Source organism: Algoriphagus formosus (genome assembly GCF_002807035.1).
GTDB lineage: Bacteria > Bacteroidota > Bacteroidia > Cytophagales > Cyclobacteriaceae > Algoriphagus > Algoriphagus formosus.
The window spans coordinates 539,600-557,235 of sequence record NZ_NIUC01000002.1 but is presented as its reverse complement, the minus strand read 5'-3'; the positions used below and the strand labels follow the sequence as shown (position 1 = coordinate 557,235).

Genomic DNA, 17,636 nt, shown 5'->3' with positions numbered 1-17,636 from the left:
ATTTTTACCATGAAAAAGACAGAATTGCTGAATGACCTATTCAGTTTCGAAAACAAAGTAATTATCATCACCGGTGGCGCAGGCGCTATTGGTAGTGCCCTTGCTGAGCTCCTTGGAAATCTCGGGGCCAATGTAGTCATCACGGATATCAATCAGGAGCGGGTAAACAAAGTAGCCTCAGAGATCCAAAAGGCAACAGGAAAAGAAACACTTGGGTTAGTAGCCGACTCTACGGATGAAAACCAAATGAAGGAATTGGTAGATAAAGTGGTAGCTAAATTCGGAAAGATCTCAGGACTGGTCAATAATGTAGGCTGGGGAGCTGCTACTCCGATTTGGGGGTCGGATACAGAGAAGATGGTCAATTCGTACAAATTAAACACGCTGAGTGCGTACAACCTGACCAAGTTTTGTATGCCTTACTTGGAAAAAGAAGAAAATGCCTCTGTGATTTTTTCCAATTCAAGAGTAGGAAATACTCCTTCTCCGGAATTCATTGAATACAGTACTGCGAAAGCTGCCTTGCTGAATATGGCAAAAAGTATGGCTGTAATTTCTGGTCCCAAGGTCCGATTCAATACCGTAATCATAGGCTCAGTAGACAATGGAGAGTCTACTCTAGATGCAGGATTTACCATGGAAATGCTGCAAAAAATCAACGATTCTATTGTGATGAAGCGTAGAGGCTTTCCAGCTGACATAGCCCACGGTATCATGTTTTTGATGAGTAAAGCGGCATCCTGGGTGACCGGAGTCGACCTGACACTTGATGGTGGCGGTCGATATGAAAGTAAAATGCCGAAAAAAGAGGATTAATCTTTAATCTCAGGCTGTTTCAAAGTTCTCATATCCGTTTCGTTTGTTAGAAGCTAAGGTTTTTCACCTTAAACATTAATAAGTTCTCCTTGTGATATGACTTTTTGGAACAGCCTTTTAAACTCCACTTATATGGAGAAACTATACCGATTACTATTCTTCTGCGCCGTTTTTCTTTTTTTTCTGGAAACTTCACCTAGTCTAGCCCAGCAAAATAACGCCTTTGGGGTTGAGGCTATTCCCTCCAATTCGGAAGGAACTCCTATTCGCTCGGTGATTATCTTGCTAGAAAAAGAAGGAAAAACATACCTAGCTGACTCAGCTGAATTGGCGAATTTCACAGAATCCTTCCATATCCAACCTGGTGGAAGCTTTAGGCAATTTACAGCGGATTTGGCTTTAGAAGTGGTGAAAAGACAACCGGAAATCAAATCTGCAAGCTATAAATTGTATAACACTGAGCTTGGAGGCCCGGTCACCATTGTGGTTACCGCGACATTTCTTTCTGAAGGTGAGTCCAAAGCTCCGGTAGAAAAGGAGAAAACCAAATTTCCAGTCATCTCCCAAACACAAAAGTCCAAATTGTCTTGGCTACTGAATGGAGGAGGTGGTTTTTATCATGAGCAAAATGGTCTTTTTGCACAAGGGGAGGCTTTTTCTCAAGGGAATCCAGTGGCAACCAATCCAGCAGGCTTAGGGCCTAGGTTTTGGGGAGAGTTTTATCTCGAACCTGGGTTGGCCGGCATTACCCAGTTAGGTAATTCTAAGATTTTCCCTTACGCATCCGTTTCTTTTTTGCTTTCGGGGAGAAACAGTAGCGATATATATTCTGATGGGGCAACAGCTTTTGGTGCGGTGGAGCGTCTGTATGGCGGTATACTTCTTCCTAGGCTAGGAGCTAAGGAGAATTTACACATTGATATTTCGGCAGGAAGACAATTTTTCCAACTAAATGATGGGTTTTTATTTTCCAAATTTTCCGGTTCGGCTAATGCTGGAGATAGAGGAAGTGTGTACCTCAATTCGCGGACAACTTTCCAAATGACGGGCTTGGCAAAAATCCGCTACGGGAAGTTCCATCTCGATGGGTTTTACTTAGAGCCACAGGAGCTATTCAAAGATCGGCAGACAGACACCCGATACTTAGGGTCTTCATTGCAATTTCAGGATAATCAACATTGGGATGTTGGTCTAAGCTATATTTCCATTATCAATTCACTATCTCGCTATGGTACACCAACAGACCCAATTCCTTGGGAGGGGCTGCGGGTCATCAATCCTAAACTCTGGATTAAAAATATTGGACAAAAGGGGCTTTTTATTAAATCTGAACTTGCCTATCAAACCCATGCAACAGCTGACATGCAGGCCTTGGGCTGGTATCTAGGAGGTGGGGTTTTGAAGAAAGAATGGAAAGGAGGGCCATCGCTCTATTACAGATATGCATACATGCAAGGCGATGATCCCACTACGCCTACTTTTGAGAGATATGATGCATTGCTCACAGGCGGCCTAGGAAACTGGGTGCAAGGGCTGAACTTCAGAAAAATTTCAGGAGATGGAAATTTCATTACCCACCGAGTTGAGCTGAAAGGTTACCTAAAACAAAACCTAGAAGTGTCCTTAGATTACTTCCATTTTCGAGCAGATCAACTTAATAATCAAGGGGGACTGCCTCCGATCACAAGCTACAGTTCGAATGCCATTGGACAGGAAGTCACTGCTACTTTCCGCTATTTCTTTGCAAAAAACTATCTGTTTTTGGGAATTTTCACCTGGGGTGATCCTGGAGCAGCAATTACTGAAAACTTCGAAACCAAAACCCCAGACTGGCTATCCTTTCAGGGTACTGTTTTTCTCTTCTTCTAAAAATAATCAACTATGTCAACACAAACTTATTCGCCAACTGAAATATGGAAAGGAGCCCTCACAGGAGGAGTCATCAATGCCATTATTAACGGTCTGATTAATTGGTTTCAGGTGAAAAATCTGGATTCTGTCTTGGTTACAGACAATCTGATCTCTTCTGAGGCGCATACGCTCTTCTCCGGAGCCGTGCCTCTTGCCGTAAGTTTGGCATTTATCCTCTCGGGTGTAGCCTATGCCACTACCAAGATCCCGAATAAACCTCCCTATTTCCCAAGATATTTCTTGAAATCGCTCCAATATGCTTTTTCTGCTTTTGGAATGGTGGTGACACTCGGTGTCCTGTGGCAGCGATGGGTAGGCTCAATAGAAATTTCTCCGGTTATGGCAGCCGTTTGGGCTGGAATAATTGCGGGAATTGTAGCTTTTGTGGTTAACTTAATGGTTGTAAGTGATTTAACGAAGAGATGAAATTAAAACTAATTGTTCCCCTTTTGATATTAGTGTCCTTGTCTGCCTTAGGGCAGAGTAAAAAGGACTATTCTAATGGCGTGCCTATCACCAAAGGTACTTGGTTCAGCAGTTTGAGCCTTTCTGCCAACTCCCGAGTGGGTGAAAATGATCGGCAGCTATTTGCTACCTATGTCGAGCAGCAGAGAAATGCATTCAATGTTCGACTAGATCCAGGTTATATAATTAAAGACAATTTAGGGGTTGGAATCGGTCTGTTATATGGAAGTCGCAAGGATGAAAATATACAACTCTCATCGGATGGGATTATATCTGAAGTCAATTCAGCTGATAGACGATTTGAAATTCGGCCTTATATTAAAAATTTCATCCCTTTAGGAAATACCAACCGCTTTTACATCGTCATCCCTACGGAGTTACAGATTGGGTTTGGGAATGGTATCAAAGAAACCACGACAGACGGCTTATTGACCAGGGAGTTTACGGATGGATTCTATTATGGATTGGAAATGCGGCCGGGAATGCTCGTTTTTATCCACAAAAACTTTGGGTTTGAGGTGAATGTCGGGGCATTGGGCATTAGCAGAACTGTTATTACAAACGAAACAACCGATTTACCAGATTCAAAGGTAAATACTGGTGATCTCAATTTGAGAATCAATTTACTGGAACTATCACTTGGCTTTTCTGTCTACCTATGAAAAAATTAAGCGCATATACCATCCTATCACTTTTGAGTATTTCATTACTTACCTTTTCATGTATAGATGAGCATTTTTTTGGTAAGTCTTCACTTAAAGAAATCCGCTATTTTACGGTTCCTGGCCAATTGGGGAATACCCAAATTGTGGAAGATAGTTTATTGATTAGGCTCTCTGTAGGTTCGAGAGTAGATATCTCTCAGTTGGCAGCAGATTCTATAGGCCTGAGCTCGTATGCTAGAGTCACTCCTGCAGTAGGTGAGCCTCAGGATTTTAATCAGCCCGTCATTTATCAAGTTGAGGCTGAAGATGGCTCGATTGTAAGTTATCAAGTATTTATTAGTAAGCAGTCCGAAAATCAACAATTGGAGAATTCTGGATTTGATGATTGGTATACTCCAGAAGGTAAAAACTATGAAGAACCTGGAAAAGACGAGAATACGATCTGGGCTTCTGGTAATGCAGGCGTTGTGACACTAGGGGAGGCCAATGTTGAGAAATTCGAAGTAGCTCCTGGGGATTTCGCGGCTAGATTGATTACTCGGGATTTGGGACCTCTGGCTCAGTTGGTTCGGCAGCGAATGGCTGCAGGTTCGATGTTTACAGGGAAGTTTGTCTTAGACATCTCTAATCCGCTAGACTCCCCAAAGTTTGGGATCGCTTTTTCCGGAAAACCTAAAAGTTTCACAGTAAGTTACTCCTACTCTCCTGGGGAAGTTTACCGAAACGGCCAAGGGCAGATTTTGGAGAAAGAAGATCAGGCAGACATTTATCTTTTACTCGAAAATAGATCCGGATCTGAAGTTAAGCGTATCGGAACAGGCTGGCTAAGAAGCGGAGAAGCTATCAGTGAATTCAGAGAAGTAACTGTGCCCATCATCTATGGTACTATACCTTCTGACTCACCTAGTTATTGGTTTCCTGCAAATGGTCAGTTTGGATCTGAAAATGATGAAGTGACCCACCTTAGCTTAGTGTTTGCATCGAGTGCAGAGGGGGCAAACTTTGAAGGTGGAGTGAATAGTACTTTAATTATTAATTCTGTTCAGTTAAATTATTGAATAGAGAGTTTTATATATACTAGTTATTAGTTTTCTAAATTCTCTGTCAACTGTTTTAATATTTCTCGGTATTGAGTTTCTCCTTTTGGTGAAAGAAATGGCTCGAATGTATTTAACATTCCAGCTAAATAAATTGGCTTCATTTGATTATAAGGTATATCAAAGTCGTATAGTGAATACGATGAAATCCAGGTCGTCAATGTATTGATAAATTGAAATCGAAATACCCGAAGGTGAAATTCATCCAGAATTGAATCAAGGAGAAACCCTTTGTGTACTAAAGCTTCTACCATTGCTATTGGTCTTTCTTTTCTGCTATTCCATGTCTCCGTCACTTTTTCAAAAAGGGTTTTCTGAGATTGACTTGCTATAGAGATAAAACGGATAGTGGATCTGTTTGCAAATTGTATATCCATAATATTGGACAAAAGTGTATACATACTATATAGCGAAGGGTCATTTTTAAATGATTCTGAAATTTCAGGTGCCGATAGCTCCTTTTCATAAACTTCTGCTAGCCCCATAAACAGGTGATCCTTAGTGGGGAAATAGTTGGTAATACCACCAATTGTGATCCCGATGATTTTTGATAGTTCTCGAAGGGTCAAAAATACTCCGGTTTCATTCAAAATCTTTCTTGATTCCAAAAGAATGTTTTCACGGGTTTTTTTTCCTTTACTTTTTTTCAATGTGGTCATTTTGGAATTTATTTGGGTCTTGACGCTATTGCTTTTCCTATCTTCTTTTGAATAGTTTTAAAGGAGGTATAGAGTTGTTTTTAACGAATTTAATCCTGTAAAAATACAACTTTATTTTTTACAATACATTTCTTTATAAGGTTATATTTTTACTTTGCTAATCACCTTCTTTATTGATTTAATCTATTTTTAATTTTAGACTAACTTGCTTTGTCCGATCGGTTTACATTCCCCAAATTAGCTTTATCATTCAACTGCGAATTCATACTAAAAGGAACCAAGGAAAGAGCTCATTTGGCAATGTTTTTTTCTTTTAAATCCAAATGATCAAAGAGTTAGTGAGGAATAATTAGTATGATTTTCGTGATTTCTGACCGCTTGTATCGAGAATTCTTGTGTTGGAATATCAAAAAAGCTGATCTTTGAAATTCATTTGTTAACTAGAGCAAAAAGTAAGAAATGCCGCAAGCAAGTAAAGGGGAATTAACTCGAAATAAGATTTTAAGAGATACTAATGAATTTTTTAATAAAAATGGAATCAATAGTACAATCACCGAAATCGGCCAACAAACTGGATTAGGAAAAAGTAAGATCACCAATTACTTTCCAAAAAAGGAAATTCTCTTCAAAGCCATCTTAGAAGAGTATAATGAAAAAGCGCAACACCTTTTTTTACAATATCATCAGGGAGATATTCAGTTCAGTTTTTCTTGGTATGTCAGCTATATCTCAAAAGTTATGGATTTGATGTATGAGTATAGAGCTGTCATCAATTTTTCATTGGTGGAGGATAATAACTTTGAAGTGAATAAACACATCCGTGAATCCTACCTCAATAATAAAAAGATCATCCATCAGCGGATAGAGTTCATGGTTAATCAGGGGTTGATTGATAGCAGTCTTTTGGATCAATCTGAGTTTAATGTATTTGTGCTACAGTATTATTCTGTCGCTTCATTTTGGATTAATATTTTCCAAAGAGTAGAAAGTGAAAGAAGTTATTTTGAATCAAAGCCTGATTATTTAAAGGCGATTTTAGCGTGTTTTAACCCATACCTAACCAAAAAAGGCAAGGAAGAAAAGTCCAAGGCTGTAGAAGAGTTTTTTGCTCAAGAAGAGGCTTGATTTTGATTTAAGGCCTGTTTTTTTGAAATCTTCCTGCTTAAAATTCCAGCTTTCTATGTCTTTAGAAGAAAAAACCCGAGCTTTTCAACTCGGGTTTTTTTAAGATTAATCTAAACCATCAATTGGTGGAGCACCCAAGGCTTTGACTCGTGCGGCAAGAGCTGGGATGGTATTTCCTTTCATTTGCCCTAATTCCGCTTTGAGTGGAGCAAATTCTGTTTTACCAGCTTCAAGAGCTCCTTTTTGCATGCCTGTTGGGCCATAAGTTCCGGTTGCGCCTCCGTATGCAGCATAGAGTCTATCAGTGACTGTTGGTGCTTTATTATCCTGTAGCTCACGCTTAGCCAGGTTTCCATTCATTTTGCTTTCCAGCATTTTCAAAGCCATCTCAGCTTCATGGAGATCTTTGACCAAAGCTGCATCCATTTTTTCGGATCTGCTGACGGCCACTTGCATCGCCTGAACTTGCTTGAGAGCTTTCTCCAGGTCGGATTCGGCCAAAGTCAATTCGTTGGCAAATTCACTTAACTCAGCTCGGAATGCCTTGATTTCAGCAAGACTCTTTCCTTCCAATGCGCCTTCTCTTAGTGGTTTGACTTCAAATGAAACAGATTCTCCCATCGGAGTCATTTCCCCATCCTTGTAGGCTACTAATTTGGCAGAGTAAGTGCCCGGCAAAGCCATCATACCACCAAAACCTCCTGCTCGAAGACGATCTGGATCAATGACTCCCTGACTTGCCATCGTCAGATCCCAAGTCATTCTGTGAATGCCGGCAGCATTTTTTGCCTTCACCCGCTGTACAAAGTTTCCATCGGCATCATAAATCTCAAGGTGGATTTCTGGAGCTTTTTCCATCATCTCTGCCTCAATGGCATCAAAACCTGGGAAAGGTATCGAGGCATCCCCCATTTCTTTTTCGGCCTTTTGTCGATTGGCCTTTAGGGTACTCATACCTTCTTTGATAAAATAGGTGAAAGTGACCCCAAACTCAGGATTTGGAGCTGACCAATAGTCGTCGCCCATATATCTCACAGCATTTTTGGGTACGTACCAATAGCCATCTCTAGGAGTGAAAAGTTGTGCTTCCTGATCCAGCATCTCCTCTGAGATTTCTCTCAAGGCACTGTAGTCATCCAACACGAAGAAGCCTCTTCCAAATGAAGCTCCTACCAGATCATTTTCTCTACGCTGTATAGTGATATCTCTGAAAGAAATGGTCGGTAAGCCACCATTCAGCTCCATCCATTTTCCTCCTCCATTGATGGAAAAGTAAACCCCAAATTCGGTGGCCAGAAATAGAAGCCCTTCTTTCTCATGATCCTGCACGATTCTCCAAGTAAGTAGGGGAGTAGGGAGTCCATTTGTAATCAAAGTCCAGCTAGCCCCATAATTGGTGCTCTTTGCGACATAAGGCTTGAAATCGCCTTCCTTATGATTATCCAAGACCACATAAACGGTCGCCTTATCAAAGAGGTCCGCACGGATATCATTTACAAAGGCATTTTTAGGAACGCCGGGGATGCTACTGACTGGCACTTTGTTCCAGTTTTCTCCACCATCGGTGGTGTATTGAATCAGTCCATCATCCGTACCTGCATAAAGGACATCGGGATTGATTGGGGATTCACCGAGAGAAGAAATAGTGCTGAATTCAGACATAGCATACATATCCCAAGCATGATCCCAACTTTGATTTTTACCCATGATGGGCTCTGTAATTCGGTCTCGACCGGTAGTAAGATCTCCGGAAATCGCCGTCCAGGAATCTCCTCGATCTGTAGATTTCCATACTCTTTGCGAAGCAAAATAAATGGTGCTCGGTACATGCTGACTTGGTAAAATCGGAGAATCCCAGTTGAAACGCTCCTCGCCTTCATTAGCCCCTGGCTGTGGCTGGATATACACCGCTTCACCGGTGATTCGATCCAGCCTGTTCAAATATCCTTGTTGAGATTCGGCATATCCAATATCTGGATTTCCTGGTTCTACGGCAGACTGATGTCCGTCCCCACCCAGCACTCGTGACCAGTGGGCATTGCGAATTCCATTTTCATCATCTGTTCTGGAAGGACCTCCATGAGATCCGTTGTCTTGTGTACCTCCATAGACATTATAAAATGGAGCTGCATCATCCACAGCTACTTTATAGTATTGAGTCACCGGAAGATTCTTAATGTATCTCCAAGTTTTGGTGCCGTCAAGCGTCTCGTAAATACCACCATCAGTTCCCAAAAGCATAAAATCAGGCTCATCAGCTATAAAATTCAGAGAATGACTATCTGAGTGGGTAGCGTCAGTGTTCAATAGGCTAAAGGTTTTTCCATGATCGTAGGAAACCTGCATGCGAACATCAATCAAGTAAATCGCTCCGAAGCGATGAGGATCAGCAATCAGTTCCTGATAGTAGTGAGGGCCAGTTGCACCGGAAACAGTTTCTGACATTTTTGTCCAGGAAGCGCCTTGATTGGTACTCAAGAATACCCCGCCGGTTCTTCTAATCAATTCAATCGCTGCATATACATAATCTGGATTTTGAGGGCTGATCGCCAAACCGATTTTTCCTTTGATTCCTCCGGGAATACCATTGGTCAATTCGGTCCAGGTTTTTCCTCCATCTGTCGATTTGTGAACTCCAGATTTAGGTCCGCCGCCAAGATATCCGGCTACTGTTCTGTGTCTTTGCCAAGTGGCAGCATACACGACATCAGGATTTCTTGGGTCGATCACAGCATCCGCTACTCCTGTCCATTCCTCATCTCCAAGAGTCTTTTCCCAAGTTTTTCCCCCATCCTCGGAGCGATAGAATCCACGATCTCCTCCGCTACTCCAAAGCGGACCCTGAGAGGCAACCATGACCACATCTGAATTTTCGGGATGAACGATGATTTTTCCAATGTGCTGCGAATCCTTCAGCCCCATATTTTTCCAGGTGGATCCACCGTCTTCGCTGAGGTAGACCCCATCCCCGAAAGAGATGTGTCGACCGCCGTTGTTTTCACCAGTTCCCACCCAAACACGATTTGGGTTGACAGGATCAATAGTGACACAGCCAATGGCAAATACAGGCTGATCGTCAAAAATAGGAGTCCAGGTAGTACCTGCATTTTCGGTTTTCCAGACGCCACCAGATGCTACGCCTACATACCAGACATTACGGTTGTTTGGGTGAATGGCAATGTCAGCAATTCGGCCTGAGGTGAATGCAGGCCCGATATTTCTCCAGGCAAATGCCGAGAAGCTTTGAGAAGCTAGATCCTTGGCTTTTTCCTCGGAGTTTTTCTTCTGTGCAAAAGAAGGACTCCAAAGAAGCGCAAAGGACAAAATGATTAGATAAAGTTTACGCATGTGATTAGTACTTGGTCAGTGATTGTTTTTTCTACAGCAATTAATATCGCTAAATTTTCTCAGCCTAAATAATTCAACTGGCTAAGCGGCGAATTCTGATTAGTTTATTGGAGAGCTTTCATCAAAAAAGTAGGGTCACTGCTCTTCTAGAGATCATTCAAAAAAAACAATCAAGAACAGCCAATAGTGAGATCGTGGCAATTTTGAAATCGGGAAATGGAAAATATGAATGTCCGCTTTCTTACCAGTAACCAAATTTTATTAGGTTCACCTCGACTTCGCTCGGCGAACGTTACTGTGTAAAGTTGGGGAGGGGAGGAAAATGCGGCTTAGCCGCATTTTCCTCCCCTCCTAAAATTAACCGCGAATCCGGAGGCCAGTCCCGATGTATCGGGATGAGGCCATTTTGAACTACTGGCATGATTGCGGATAATCATTATGAAAATTCTATGAAAAAATAGAATGTCTCATTTTAAAGCTAAAAATGACCGCTTCTAGGCAAGTTCATACGGGTAGATAGCACAGATTACTTTGAAAAGTTCTTCGCCTCCGAATTCAATTTTTTGTCATCGGGATGCTCTCCTGAGTAAAGCAAAATCCGGTATCGAAAGGTGACCGACTCTCCGGGATTTAATTTGAAATCCAGAATTTCTTTTCCACCGCTTAGCTCTTTTTGACCCAAAGGATTGGCTGAAAAAAGTCCGTAGCCCCGAGCATGCCAATAGGTGGGATAACCCGGGTTGTCAAGGTGATCCAAAATTACGACAGAGACTTTTTCCTGATCAATTTCCCCATCCAGAGTCACCCATTCCCCTCGCGTTCCCCAAACTTCATCTCCTTCTTTTCCTGCGCTACTTCGATATTTTCCCGTAACTCCTTCATTGTTTAGGCTGGGAACCCTGGTAGGATTGCCGTTTGCATCAGTGAATAGCTCGGGCTTATCAGATGGATGCTCCAATTCCCTAGCTACACGAATAGCAAAGACACCCTCTTTGTTGTCCTTCATGAATACCGGCTCTCCCTGAGCAGTCAGGGTAGTAATTCGGTCTATACCTCGTTTTTTTCCTTCGGAGAAAAACACAAACCGGGTTTTTTCTTTCAATAAAACTTTGCTATCGGGAGTCAACCAATCCATGGTCACCGCTAACTCTGCGCTATTTTTATTTTCCTTTATCTCGGAGATTCCCGTATGCCTGATTGTTCCATACCGCTCTTTTTTATCAGCAGGTATAGCATCTGAATTATTCCAGAAGTCAAGTCCATTTACATCCCCATAATTCATCCAATGTCCGATATGATGAGGGTGGTCCACTCGTTCTCCTGGTCTTGGAGCTAGGGGAAATCCTCGCGTGATTTCCTTTCCTCCTGAGCTAATGATAGGATATAATACCGGCTTGGCGATGGATTCTGGATAGTAGTAGCTGGTAAAAAGCTGGTCTCCAATTAGTACCTCCACTTTTTTCTCAGCATCCTTTTGGACCAGTTTGATTTGATCTGTTTGTGCCTGAAGTGTTCCTTGAGTACCCCAAAAGAGGGACGGCAGTATGGCTACTGTCCCCCAGTTGATTTTTTTGATCCAAATCATGGCCTAATATTGGAAAGGTTTACCGCCTGCCAAGACCTCTTGCTTTGTCTCATCGAAAGTTACAAACTGACCGGTGCGAAGTGCAGCGGTGGTCATGATATTAGCGATGGAATGATTGTAGCCAGCCATGACATCTGCATTGGGTTTTTGACGGGAACGAACGCACTCCATCCAGTTTCGCATATGAGCTGATGTGAGATTGTCTACACCGGTATTGGCGCTTGTTTCCACCGCAGCGGCCTCGGCAAGGGACATTTCAGGAAGTAAATTTTCTTTCATTCCCATTCGTTTTGCATGATTTTCTCGCAGCCCGCCATTTGGAGTTATTTTATTAGTATCCAAATTGAGCTCTCCGGCATTAGAATAGTAAATTTCCTTGGTCCCGCCGGCCGAATTAGTGAATCGAGACGAATAGATCACCTGAAAGCCTTTGCTGGCATCGTCCAATGGTCCGTAATCAAATACAGCAGTCATGGTGTCAAAATTTTCCCGTCCGTCTTTCCAAAGGTAAATTCCTCCATTGGCTGCTACACTTCTTGGGTGCGGCAAGTCGGTAAACCAATGCACGGTATCAATCTGATGCGCCATCCACTGTCCTGGAATCCCGGAAGAAAAAGGCCAAAAAAGGCGGAATTCCAGGTACTTTCTAGGGTCCCAGGCTATTTTCGGTCGATTCATCAGAAAGCGATCCCAATCTGTATCCTCTTGGCGGATTTCCTGCGTCAATTCGGGTAGTCTCCAGCGACCCGGTTGATTGACATTCCAGGTCATTTCCACTGCTACGATATCTCCAAACTTGCCGTCCTTGATAAATTTATTGGCAGCGTGGTAGTTGGCACCACTTCTTCGCTGAGAACCAACCTGTACGATTTTTCCGGTGCGGAGGACCGCTTCTTTTGCCGCCCGATTGTCTGCCATTGTTTCGGCAAATGGCTTTTCCACATATACATCCCTTCCGGCTTCCACGGCTTCTTTGCAATGAAGAGCATGCTGAAAATCTGCAGTACTGATGATGACGGCATCCACATCTTTTCGATCGTAGAGTTCATCATTGTTTCTACAGGCAGCAATCGAAAGATCCGCCTTATCCTTCACATAAGTCTGACATTCGTCTCGGCGCCGACTCCAGATGTCTGATACGGCCGTAAACTGATAATTCATCTCTTTGGCATGGACAAGCATAGCCGGAATCAAGGCATATTTGGCACGGTCAGAAAAACCAACTATGCCGACATTCACCCGATCATTTGCTCCAATGATGCGGCTGTAACTCTTCGGGGAAAAAGCCATCGCACCGAAGCCGATTCCGGCAGTGGTCAAAGCGGACTTTTTCAGAAAATCTCTTCTGGATTGATCGTTCATGGTTAGTATGGGTTTTGGTATTTTGGGTTCTGATTTATTAATAATCTATTTGACTAGTGCATTAAAAAGCTCGAGTTGCTCTCGAAGGGCTTCTATTCGGTCGGCTGGCTTGGTTCTGGCTTCGAGCAAAATCCAGCCTTCATAATCCATTTCCTTGAAAAGCCTGAATAAGTCCGGGTAGGGGTAATTCCCGACGTTGAATTCCCGTACATGCACGGTATCCCCAAACCAATTTTTCACTGAATGAAAATTGGCTTTCAGGCCTGGGGAAAGAAGATCCTCCTCATTGCAATTCCAGCAGATTTTCACATTGGGTTCGGTGACCTCGTCAAAAATCGCTTTCATCACCGGAAGCTCTTGGGTGTACTGTCCATGGACTTCCACCCGGATTTCTTGCCCATAATCCTGAGCAAATTTTCCCACTTCATTGAAGGAAGCAGCAATTTGGGAAATGGTCTTTTCTCGAGGGATTTCAGGGGGTAAATAGTTGGGCTTGACTTTAATGCCAGTGGCGCCGATATCATGACATAGCTGGATGTAAGCCTTGGTTCCTTCAATATTTTGCTTGAGCTTCTCCGGGTCAGGGCTATGGTACTCGTAGTTGCTTCCATAACCCAAGCAAGTAACTGGACTATCTGCAAATCGCTTTTTGACTTCCGCTCTTTGGGCTTTACTCAGGCTGCTTTCTACACCATGGGCATGCTGAGTGCGAAGTTCTACCCCGAGCACACCTGTCTTTTCACAATTGCTGATAAGGGTGGGAAGGTCCCAGTCTTTGCCCCACTCATAGGTGACTAGCCCAAAACGCATTTTGGACCGCTTTTCTGCGGATAAAGCCGATGAAAAGGGCAGCAAGCCTAGAGATCCCGTGACCAAAACAGTATTTCTAAGGAATGTTCTCCGGTGTATTTTTTCTACTTCCATGCACTTAAAATACAGATAAAAGAGAGGAGAATATTCCTAAAGGCTTGAAAATCTTCGGAATCGATTCGGGAAAATCGGGCTATTTATCATGCATGAGTCAGGAGCTATGATCAAAGAGATTGCGATTCTTTTTTCCACGATCTTTTAAAATTTGCATGAACTTTGCACTCCTTTGTTTTAAATTGTAGCATCATGAAGAGATTTTTCAAACTCACCACCAATTTCTATTTCTTGGCAGGGGCTTTCTTTCTTTGCTGGATGATTTTTATCGACTCCAATAATTTGATCAATCAATTCAAACTGAGCAGAAAGCTTTCTGAATTGGAGGATAGAAAAGAATATTACCTGGAGCGGAAAGAAAAAATTAAAGCTGAGCGGGAAGAATTGATGAGTAATCCGGAACTTATGGAGAAGTTTGCCCGTGAAAAATACCTGATGAAGAAAGAAAGCGAAGATCTCTATGTTATTGTCAAAAAATAAATTCCTGGCCATCTTCTTTGGCCTTTTTTTGTTTTCAAGCTTAGCTTTTGCGCAGCGCCCGATCTATAGCGACAGCACCTCATTCAAGGATAGATTGTATTTCGGAGGAAATTTTGGGATGCAATTTGGAACTGTGACTTTGATCGATGTCTCTCCTTTGGCGGGGGTGATGATTACTGATAAATATTCAGCAGGTATTGGAATCACTTATCAATATTTTGACGATCGCAGATTTATAGGAGGATCCTCTTCCACTTATGGCGGGCGCTTGTTCAATCGCTACAATGTCCTCCCCAATATTTTCCTACATGCCGAGTATGAATCCATCAATTTTGAGAATTACAATCTGGCCTCTGAACGGTTTGAGCGCATTTGGGTAAATGGACTTTTTCTGGGAGGTGGTTATTTTGCACCCTTCGGAGGTGGTAGAGGCGGAGCCAACTTTACCTTTCTCTACAATGTTCTCCATGATAATCGACGCTCGCCATATGGTGAACCTTATGTGATTCGAGTGGGTTTTGTGTTGTAAATGCACATCAAGCCTATTCTATGAATTCATTTCTCGAAAAACTCCATCAATCTCATCAAGAATGCTCGGATTGTCCATCGCCACAGGTTATTCAGCAGTTTTTTGAAAGCTTATTGGGATTGTTGTTCCCGGAGCATTCCGTGCAGAAAATCAAAGAAAAATCCGAGCTCAAAGCCCGAATAGAGGAACTTCAGGAGCGGCTTTCAAAGATTCTTCAGAGAAATACCCATCTGCATGAGCAGGACGGACTGAAGTTAGGAAGACAGTTTTTCGACAATTTAGAGCGAATCTACGATTGGATCAATCAGGATGTGGACGCCATGTATGCAGGTGACCCTGCGGCCAAATCACGCACAGAGATTTTGAGGTCTTACCCAGGGTTTTATGCCATTGCTGCCTATCGGATTGCACACGAGTTGCATCTTTTGGGGATTAAACTGATTCCTAGGATGATCACGGAGATCGCTCACAGTCGAACCGGAATTGATATTCACCCGGGAGCTCAAATTGGGCAATATTTCTGTATCGATCACGGAACAGGAGTTGTGATCGGAGAAACGACTATTATCGGTAATCATGTCAAAATCTATCAGGGCGTTACCCTTGGGGCATTGAGTGTGGACAAGGCCGATGCAGATAGCAAAAGACATCCAACTATCGAAGATGGAGTGGTGATCTATGCAGGGGCGACAATTTTGGGAGGGAAGACCGTCATCGGAAAAGATAGTACGATTGGTGGAAATGTCTGGCTTACCAAGTCAGTTGATCCGGGCTCAAAGGTCTACTACCAAGCCCAAATGCACCACGCCGACTCATCCAAAACGGATTTGTATATCTTTAAAAACGACTAGTATGAAGCTTTTTGAATTAATTGGAAATACACCTCTGGTGGAGCTCCAGCATATTCCTGTCAATCCCAAGGTCAAGATTCTCTGCAAAATGGAAGGTCAAAACCCTGGAGGAAGTGTGAAGGACCGAGCTGCTTTTAATATGCTGCAATCTGCCTTGGATAGAGGGGAGATCAAAAAGGGCGATAAATTGGTGGAGGCTACTAGCGGAAATACCGGAATTGCCCTTGCTATGGTGGCAAAGGTCTTGGGTCTGGATATGACCCTGATTATGCCGGATAATTCTACCCGAGAGCGGGTACTTTCCATGGAAGCTTACGGAGCCAAAGTCATCTTGACGCCTGCTGCCAAAACCATCGAGTATTCCCGTACCCTTGCAGAAGAGATGAACGAGAAAGAGGGATATTTCATGCTCAATCAATTTGCCAATCCGGATAATTACCTAGCTCACTACAAAACCACTGGACCCGAAATCTGGAATGATACCGATGGAAAAGTTACTCATTTTGTTTCGGCAATGGGGACGACCGGGACTATCATGGGAGTATCTCGCTTTTTGAAACAAAAAAATCCAGCTATTCAGATCGTAGGTACGCAGCCAACGGATGGATCCAGTATCCCCGGCATCCGAAGATGGTCACCAGAGTTTTTGCCGGCAATTTTTGAAAAGGAACGGGTAGATCGGGTGATCGATGTGTCCCAAGAACAGGCTACGCAAATGACACGTCGAATGGCTAAGGAAGAAGGAATTCTAGCCGGCATGAGTAGCGGAGGAGCTTTGACCGCGGCTATCAAACTTTCCGAAGAACTCGAAGAAGGCCTAATTGTCTGCATTACCTGCGACCGTGGAGACCGGTATTTAAGTTCGGATTTGTTTGGGTGAGAGGAATTGGAAAATTGAAAGTACTTGTCCGCCTGGGAGGATTAGAAGATTGAAAAAATTTGGAAAGCTCCATGCCCAGGTTCGTGTCTTCACGAACCGATAAACTTCCTATTTACGTCCACGTGAGTGGAAACACTCACGTCGGCGAGGAGGAATATTTGAGGAGCTGTATCACTTTATCAAATTGGCGCGTTTTACTTACACAACCAAAACCTTATTTATGAAAACTCCCTTATCTGTTTCCTCTTTATTTTTAATACTAAGCATATTTTCTTGTAGTGAATCTGAAGACCCAATGTCCCCACTGATAGGAAAATGGGAAAATCGAACCTTTGTCGATTCTTTGGATATTTGGTTTGTAGACAGTTATACCTTTAAAAATGACAGTCTTTTTGATTTAAAATCGACTGTAAGAGAGATCGAAACGGGGGCTGATTTAGGTTATAGACTGATTTCGACCGCATGGTATAACTTAGAAGGAGATGTTTTTCAATATTATTATTCTGATGGATTGTTTTATTTCCCAAAAGATAGGAATGCTCCTTTATATGCACCAAAGGAGGAGCTTCGACCAGGAGTAATTGATTTTTTTAGGATTCCTGAAGGAACCTTGTCTTTCAGTAATAATCGGCGCCAGTTTACGTTTCAGGAAAATTGTTTTAACGCTAACTCTGACGTTAACTGCATTCCTATCCCTTCGCGCACCTTTATAAAAGTTGATTAGTTTTTTTAAGTACCCATTTCGAGTGTGCTTTGAAAAAGGTTGGATTGTGAGGAAGTTGTAAAGAGGAGAAGTTTTAAGGGTTGATAGTTTATTCCCGGTCTTGGTTCGTGTATTTACACCCCGCCCAGGTTCGTGTCTTCACGAACCGATAAACTTCCTATTTACGTCCACGTGAGTGGAGACACTCACGTCGGCGAAAGGCTATCGGATTTCCT

The 17,636-nt window shown here is 42.8% G+C and carries 16 protein-coding genes; 11 read left to right on the top strand and 5 right to left on the bottom strand.

Annotation, left to right across the window (positions count from 1 at the left end; all coding sequences use genetic code 11):
* Positions 1 to 9: 9 nt before the first annotated feature.
* The 5 genes from CDH51_RS08490 (at position 10) to CDH51_RS08470 (ending at position 4,915) form a co-directional block, all read left to right on the top strand.
* Positions 10 to 816 (top strand): SDR family NAD(P)-dependent oxidoreductase, encoded by an 807-nt coding sequence (locus tag CDH51_RS08490; protein WP_157807079.1) that lies wholly within the window; start codon positions 10 to 12, stop codon positions 814 to 816.
* Positions 817 to 948: 132 nt separating this feature from the next.
* The gene (locus CDH51_RS08485) at positions 949 to 2,685 is read left to right on the top strand and encodes an alginate export family protein (protein WP_157807078.1); all 1,737 of its coding nucleotides are present in this window, start codon (positions 949 to 951) and stop codon (positions 2,683 to 2,685) included.
* Positions 2,686 to 2,697: 12 nt separating this feature from the next.
* Positions 2,698 to 3,153: a hypothetical protein gene (locus CDH51_RS08480; RefSeq protein ID WP_100628241.1), complete on the top strand. Its 456-nt coding sequence runs from the start codon at positions 2,698 to 2,700 to the stop codon at positions 3,151 to 3,153.
* Positions 3,150 to 3,854, top strand: a complete 705-nt coding sequence (locus CDH51_RS08475; protein ID WP_100628240.1) for an outer membrane beta-barrel protein — start codon at positions 3,150 to 3,152, stop codon at positions 3,852 to 3,854. Before CDH51_RS08480 ends, CDH51_RS08475 begins: the two co-directional genes overlap by 4 nt.
* Positions 3,851 to 4,915 (top strand): PCMD domain-containing protein, encoded by a 1,065-nt coding sequence (locus CDH51_RS08470; RefSeq protein ID WP_100628239.1) that lies wholly within the window; start codon positions 3,851 to 3,853, stop codon positions 4,913 to 4,915. The genes CDH51_RS08475 and CDH51_RS08470 overlap by 4 nt, the downstream gene beginning before the upstream one ends.
* A gap of 26 nt (positions 4,916 to 4,941) precedes the next feature.
* Here the strand turns inward: CDH51_RS08470 and CDH51_RS08465 are convergent, their stop codons facing one another.
* Entirely contained in the window at positions 4,942 to 5,613 is a 672-nt protein-coding gene (locus CDH51_RS08465) for a hypothetical protein (protein WP_100628238.1), read from the bottom strand.
* Between the two features lie 459 nt (positions 5,614 to 6,072).
* Here CDH51_RS08465 and CDH51_RS08460 point away from each other — a divergent pair, with 459 nt between their 5' ends.
* Positions 6,073 to 6,738 (top strand): TetR/AcrR family transcriptional regulator, encoded by a 666-nt coding sequence (locus CDH51_RS08460; protein ID WP_100628237.1) that lies wholly within the window; start codon positions 6,073 to 6,075, stop codon positions 6,736 to 6,738.
* A 105-nt stretch (positions 6,739 to 6,843) separates the two neighbouring features.
* Here the strand turns inward: CDH51_RS08460 and CDH51_RS08455 are convergent, their stop codons facing one another.
* The 4 genes from CDH51_RS08455 to CDH51_RS08440 form a co-directional block, all read right to left on the bottom strand.
* The gene (locus CDH51_RS08455; RefSeq protein WP_100628236.1) at positions 6,844 to 10,086 is read right to left on the bottom strand and encodes a VPS10 domain-containing protein; all 3,243 of its coding nucleotides are present in this window, start codon (positions 10,084 to 10,086) and stop codon (positions 6,844 to 6,846) included.
* A 526-nt stretch (positions 10,087 to 10,612) separates the two neighbouring features.
* Positions 10,613 to 11,671, bottom strand: a complete 1,059-nt coding sequence (locus CDH51_RS08450) for a DUF6807 domain-containing protein (RefSeq protein WP_100628235.1) — start codon at positions 11,669 to 11,671, stop codon at positions 10,613 to 10,615.
* A 3-nt stretch (positions 11,672 to 11,674) separates the two neighbouring features.
* On the bottom strand, positions 11,675 to 13,033 hold the full coding sequence (locus tag CDH51_RS08445; RefSeq protein ID WP_100628234.1) for a Gfo/Idh/MocA family oxidoreductase: 1,359 nt from the start codon (positions 13,031 to 13,033) through the stop codon (positions 11,675 to 11,677).
* A gap of 45 nt (positions 13,034 to 13,078) precedes the next feature.
* Entirely contained in the window at positions 13,079 to 13,957 is an 879-nt protein-coding gene (locus tag CDH51_RS08440) for a sugar phosphate isomerase/epimerase family protein (protein WP_100628233.1), read from the bottom strand.
* Positions 13,958 to 14,149: 192 nt separating this feature from the next.
* On the opposite strand from CDH51_RS08440, the gene CDH51_RS08435 reads away from it, so the two are divergent.
* The 5 genes from CDH51_RS08435 (at position 14,150) to CDH51_RS08415 (ending at position 17,421) form a co-directional block, all read left to right on the top strand.
* Complete coding sequence (locus tag CDH51_RS08435) at positions 14,150 to 14,437, top strand: FtsB family cell division protein (protein WP_100628232.1); 288 nt, start codon at positions 14,150 to 14,152, stop codon at positions 14,435 to 14,437.
* Positions 14,418 to 14,966: a hypothetical protein gene (locus CDH51_RS08430; protein WP_100628231.1), complete on the top strand. Its 549-nt coding sequence runs from the start codon at positions 14,418 to 14,420 to the stop codon at positions 14,964 to 14,966. The genes CDH51_RS08435 and CDH51_RS08430 overlap by 20 nt, the downstream gene beginning before the upstream one ends.
* Positions 14,967 to 14,986: 20 nt before the next feature.
* The gene (locus CDH51_RS08425) at positions 14,987 to 15,817 is read left to right on the top strand and encodes a serine O-acetyltransferase (RefSeq protein WP_100628230.1); all 831 of its coding nucleotides are present in this window, start codon (positions 14,987 to 14,989) and stop codon (positions 15,815 to 15,817) included.
* A 1-nt stretch (position 15,818) separates the two neighbouring features.
* Complete coding sequence (gene cysM, locus CDH51_RS08420; RefSeq protein WP_100628229.1) at positions 15,819 to 16,697, top strand: cysteine synthase CysM; 879 nt, start codon at positions 15,819 to 15,821, stop codon at positions 16,695 to 16,697.
* Positions 16,698 to 16,917: 220 nt separating this feature from the next.
* Positions 16,918 to 17,421, top strand: a complete 504-nt coding sequence (locus CDH51_RS08415; protein ID WP_157807077.1) for a hypothetical protein — start codon at positions 16,918 to 16,920, stop codon at positions 17,419 to 17,421.
* Positions 17,422 to 17,636 lie beyond the last annotated feature (215 nt).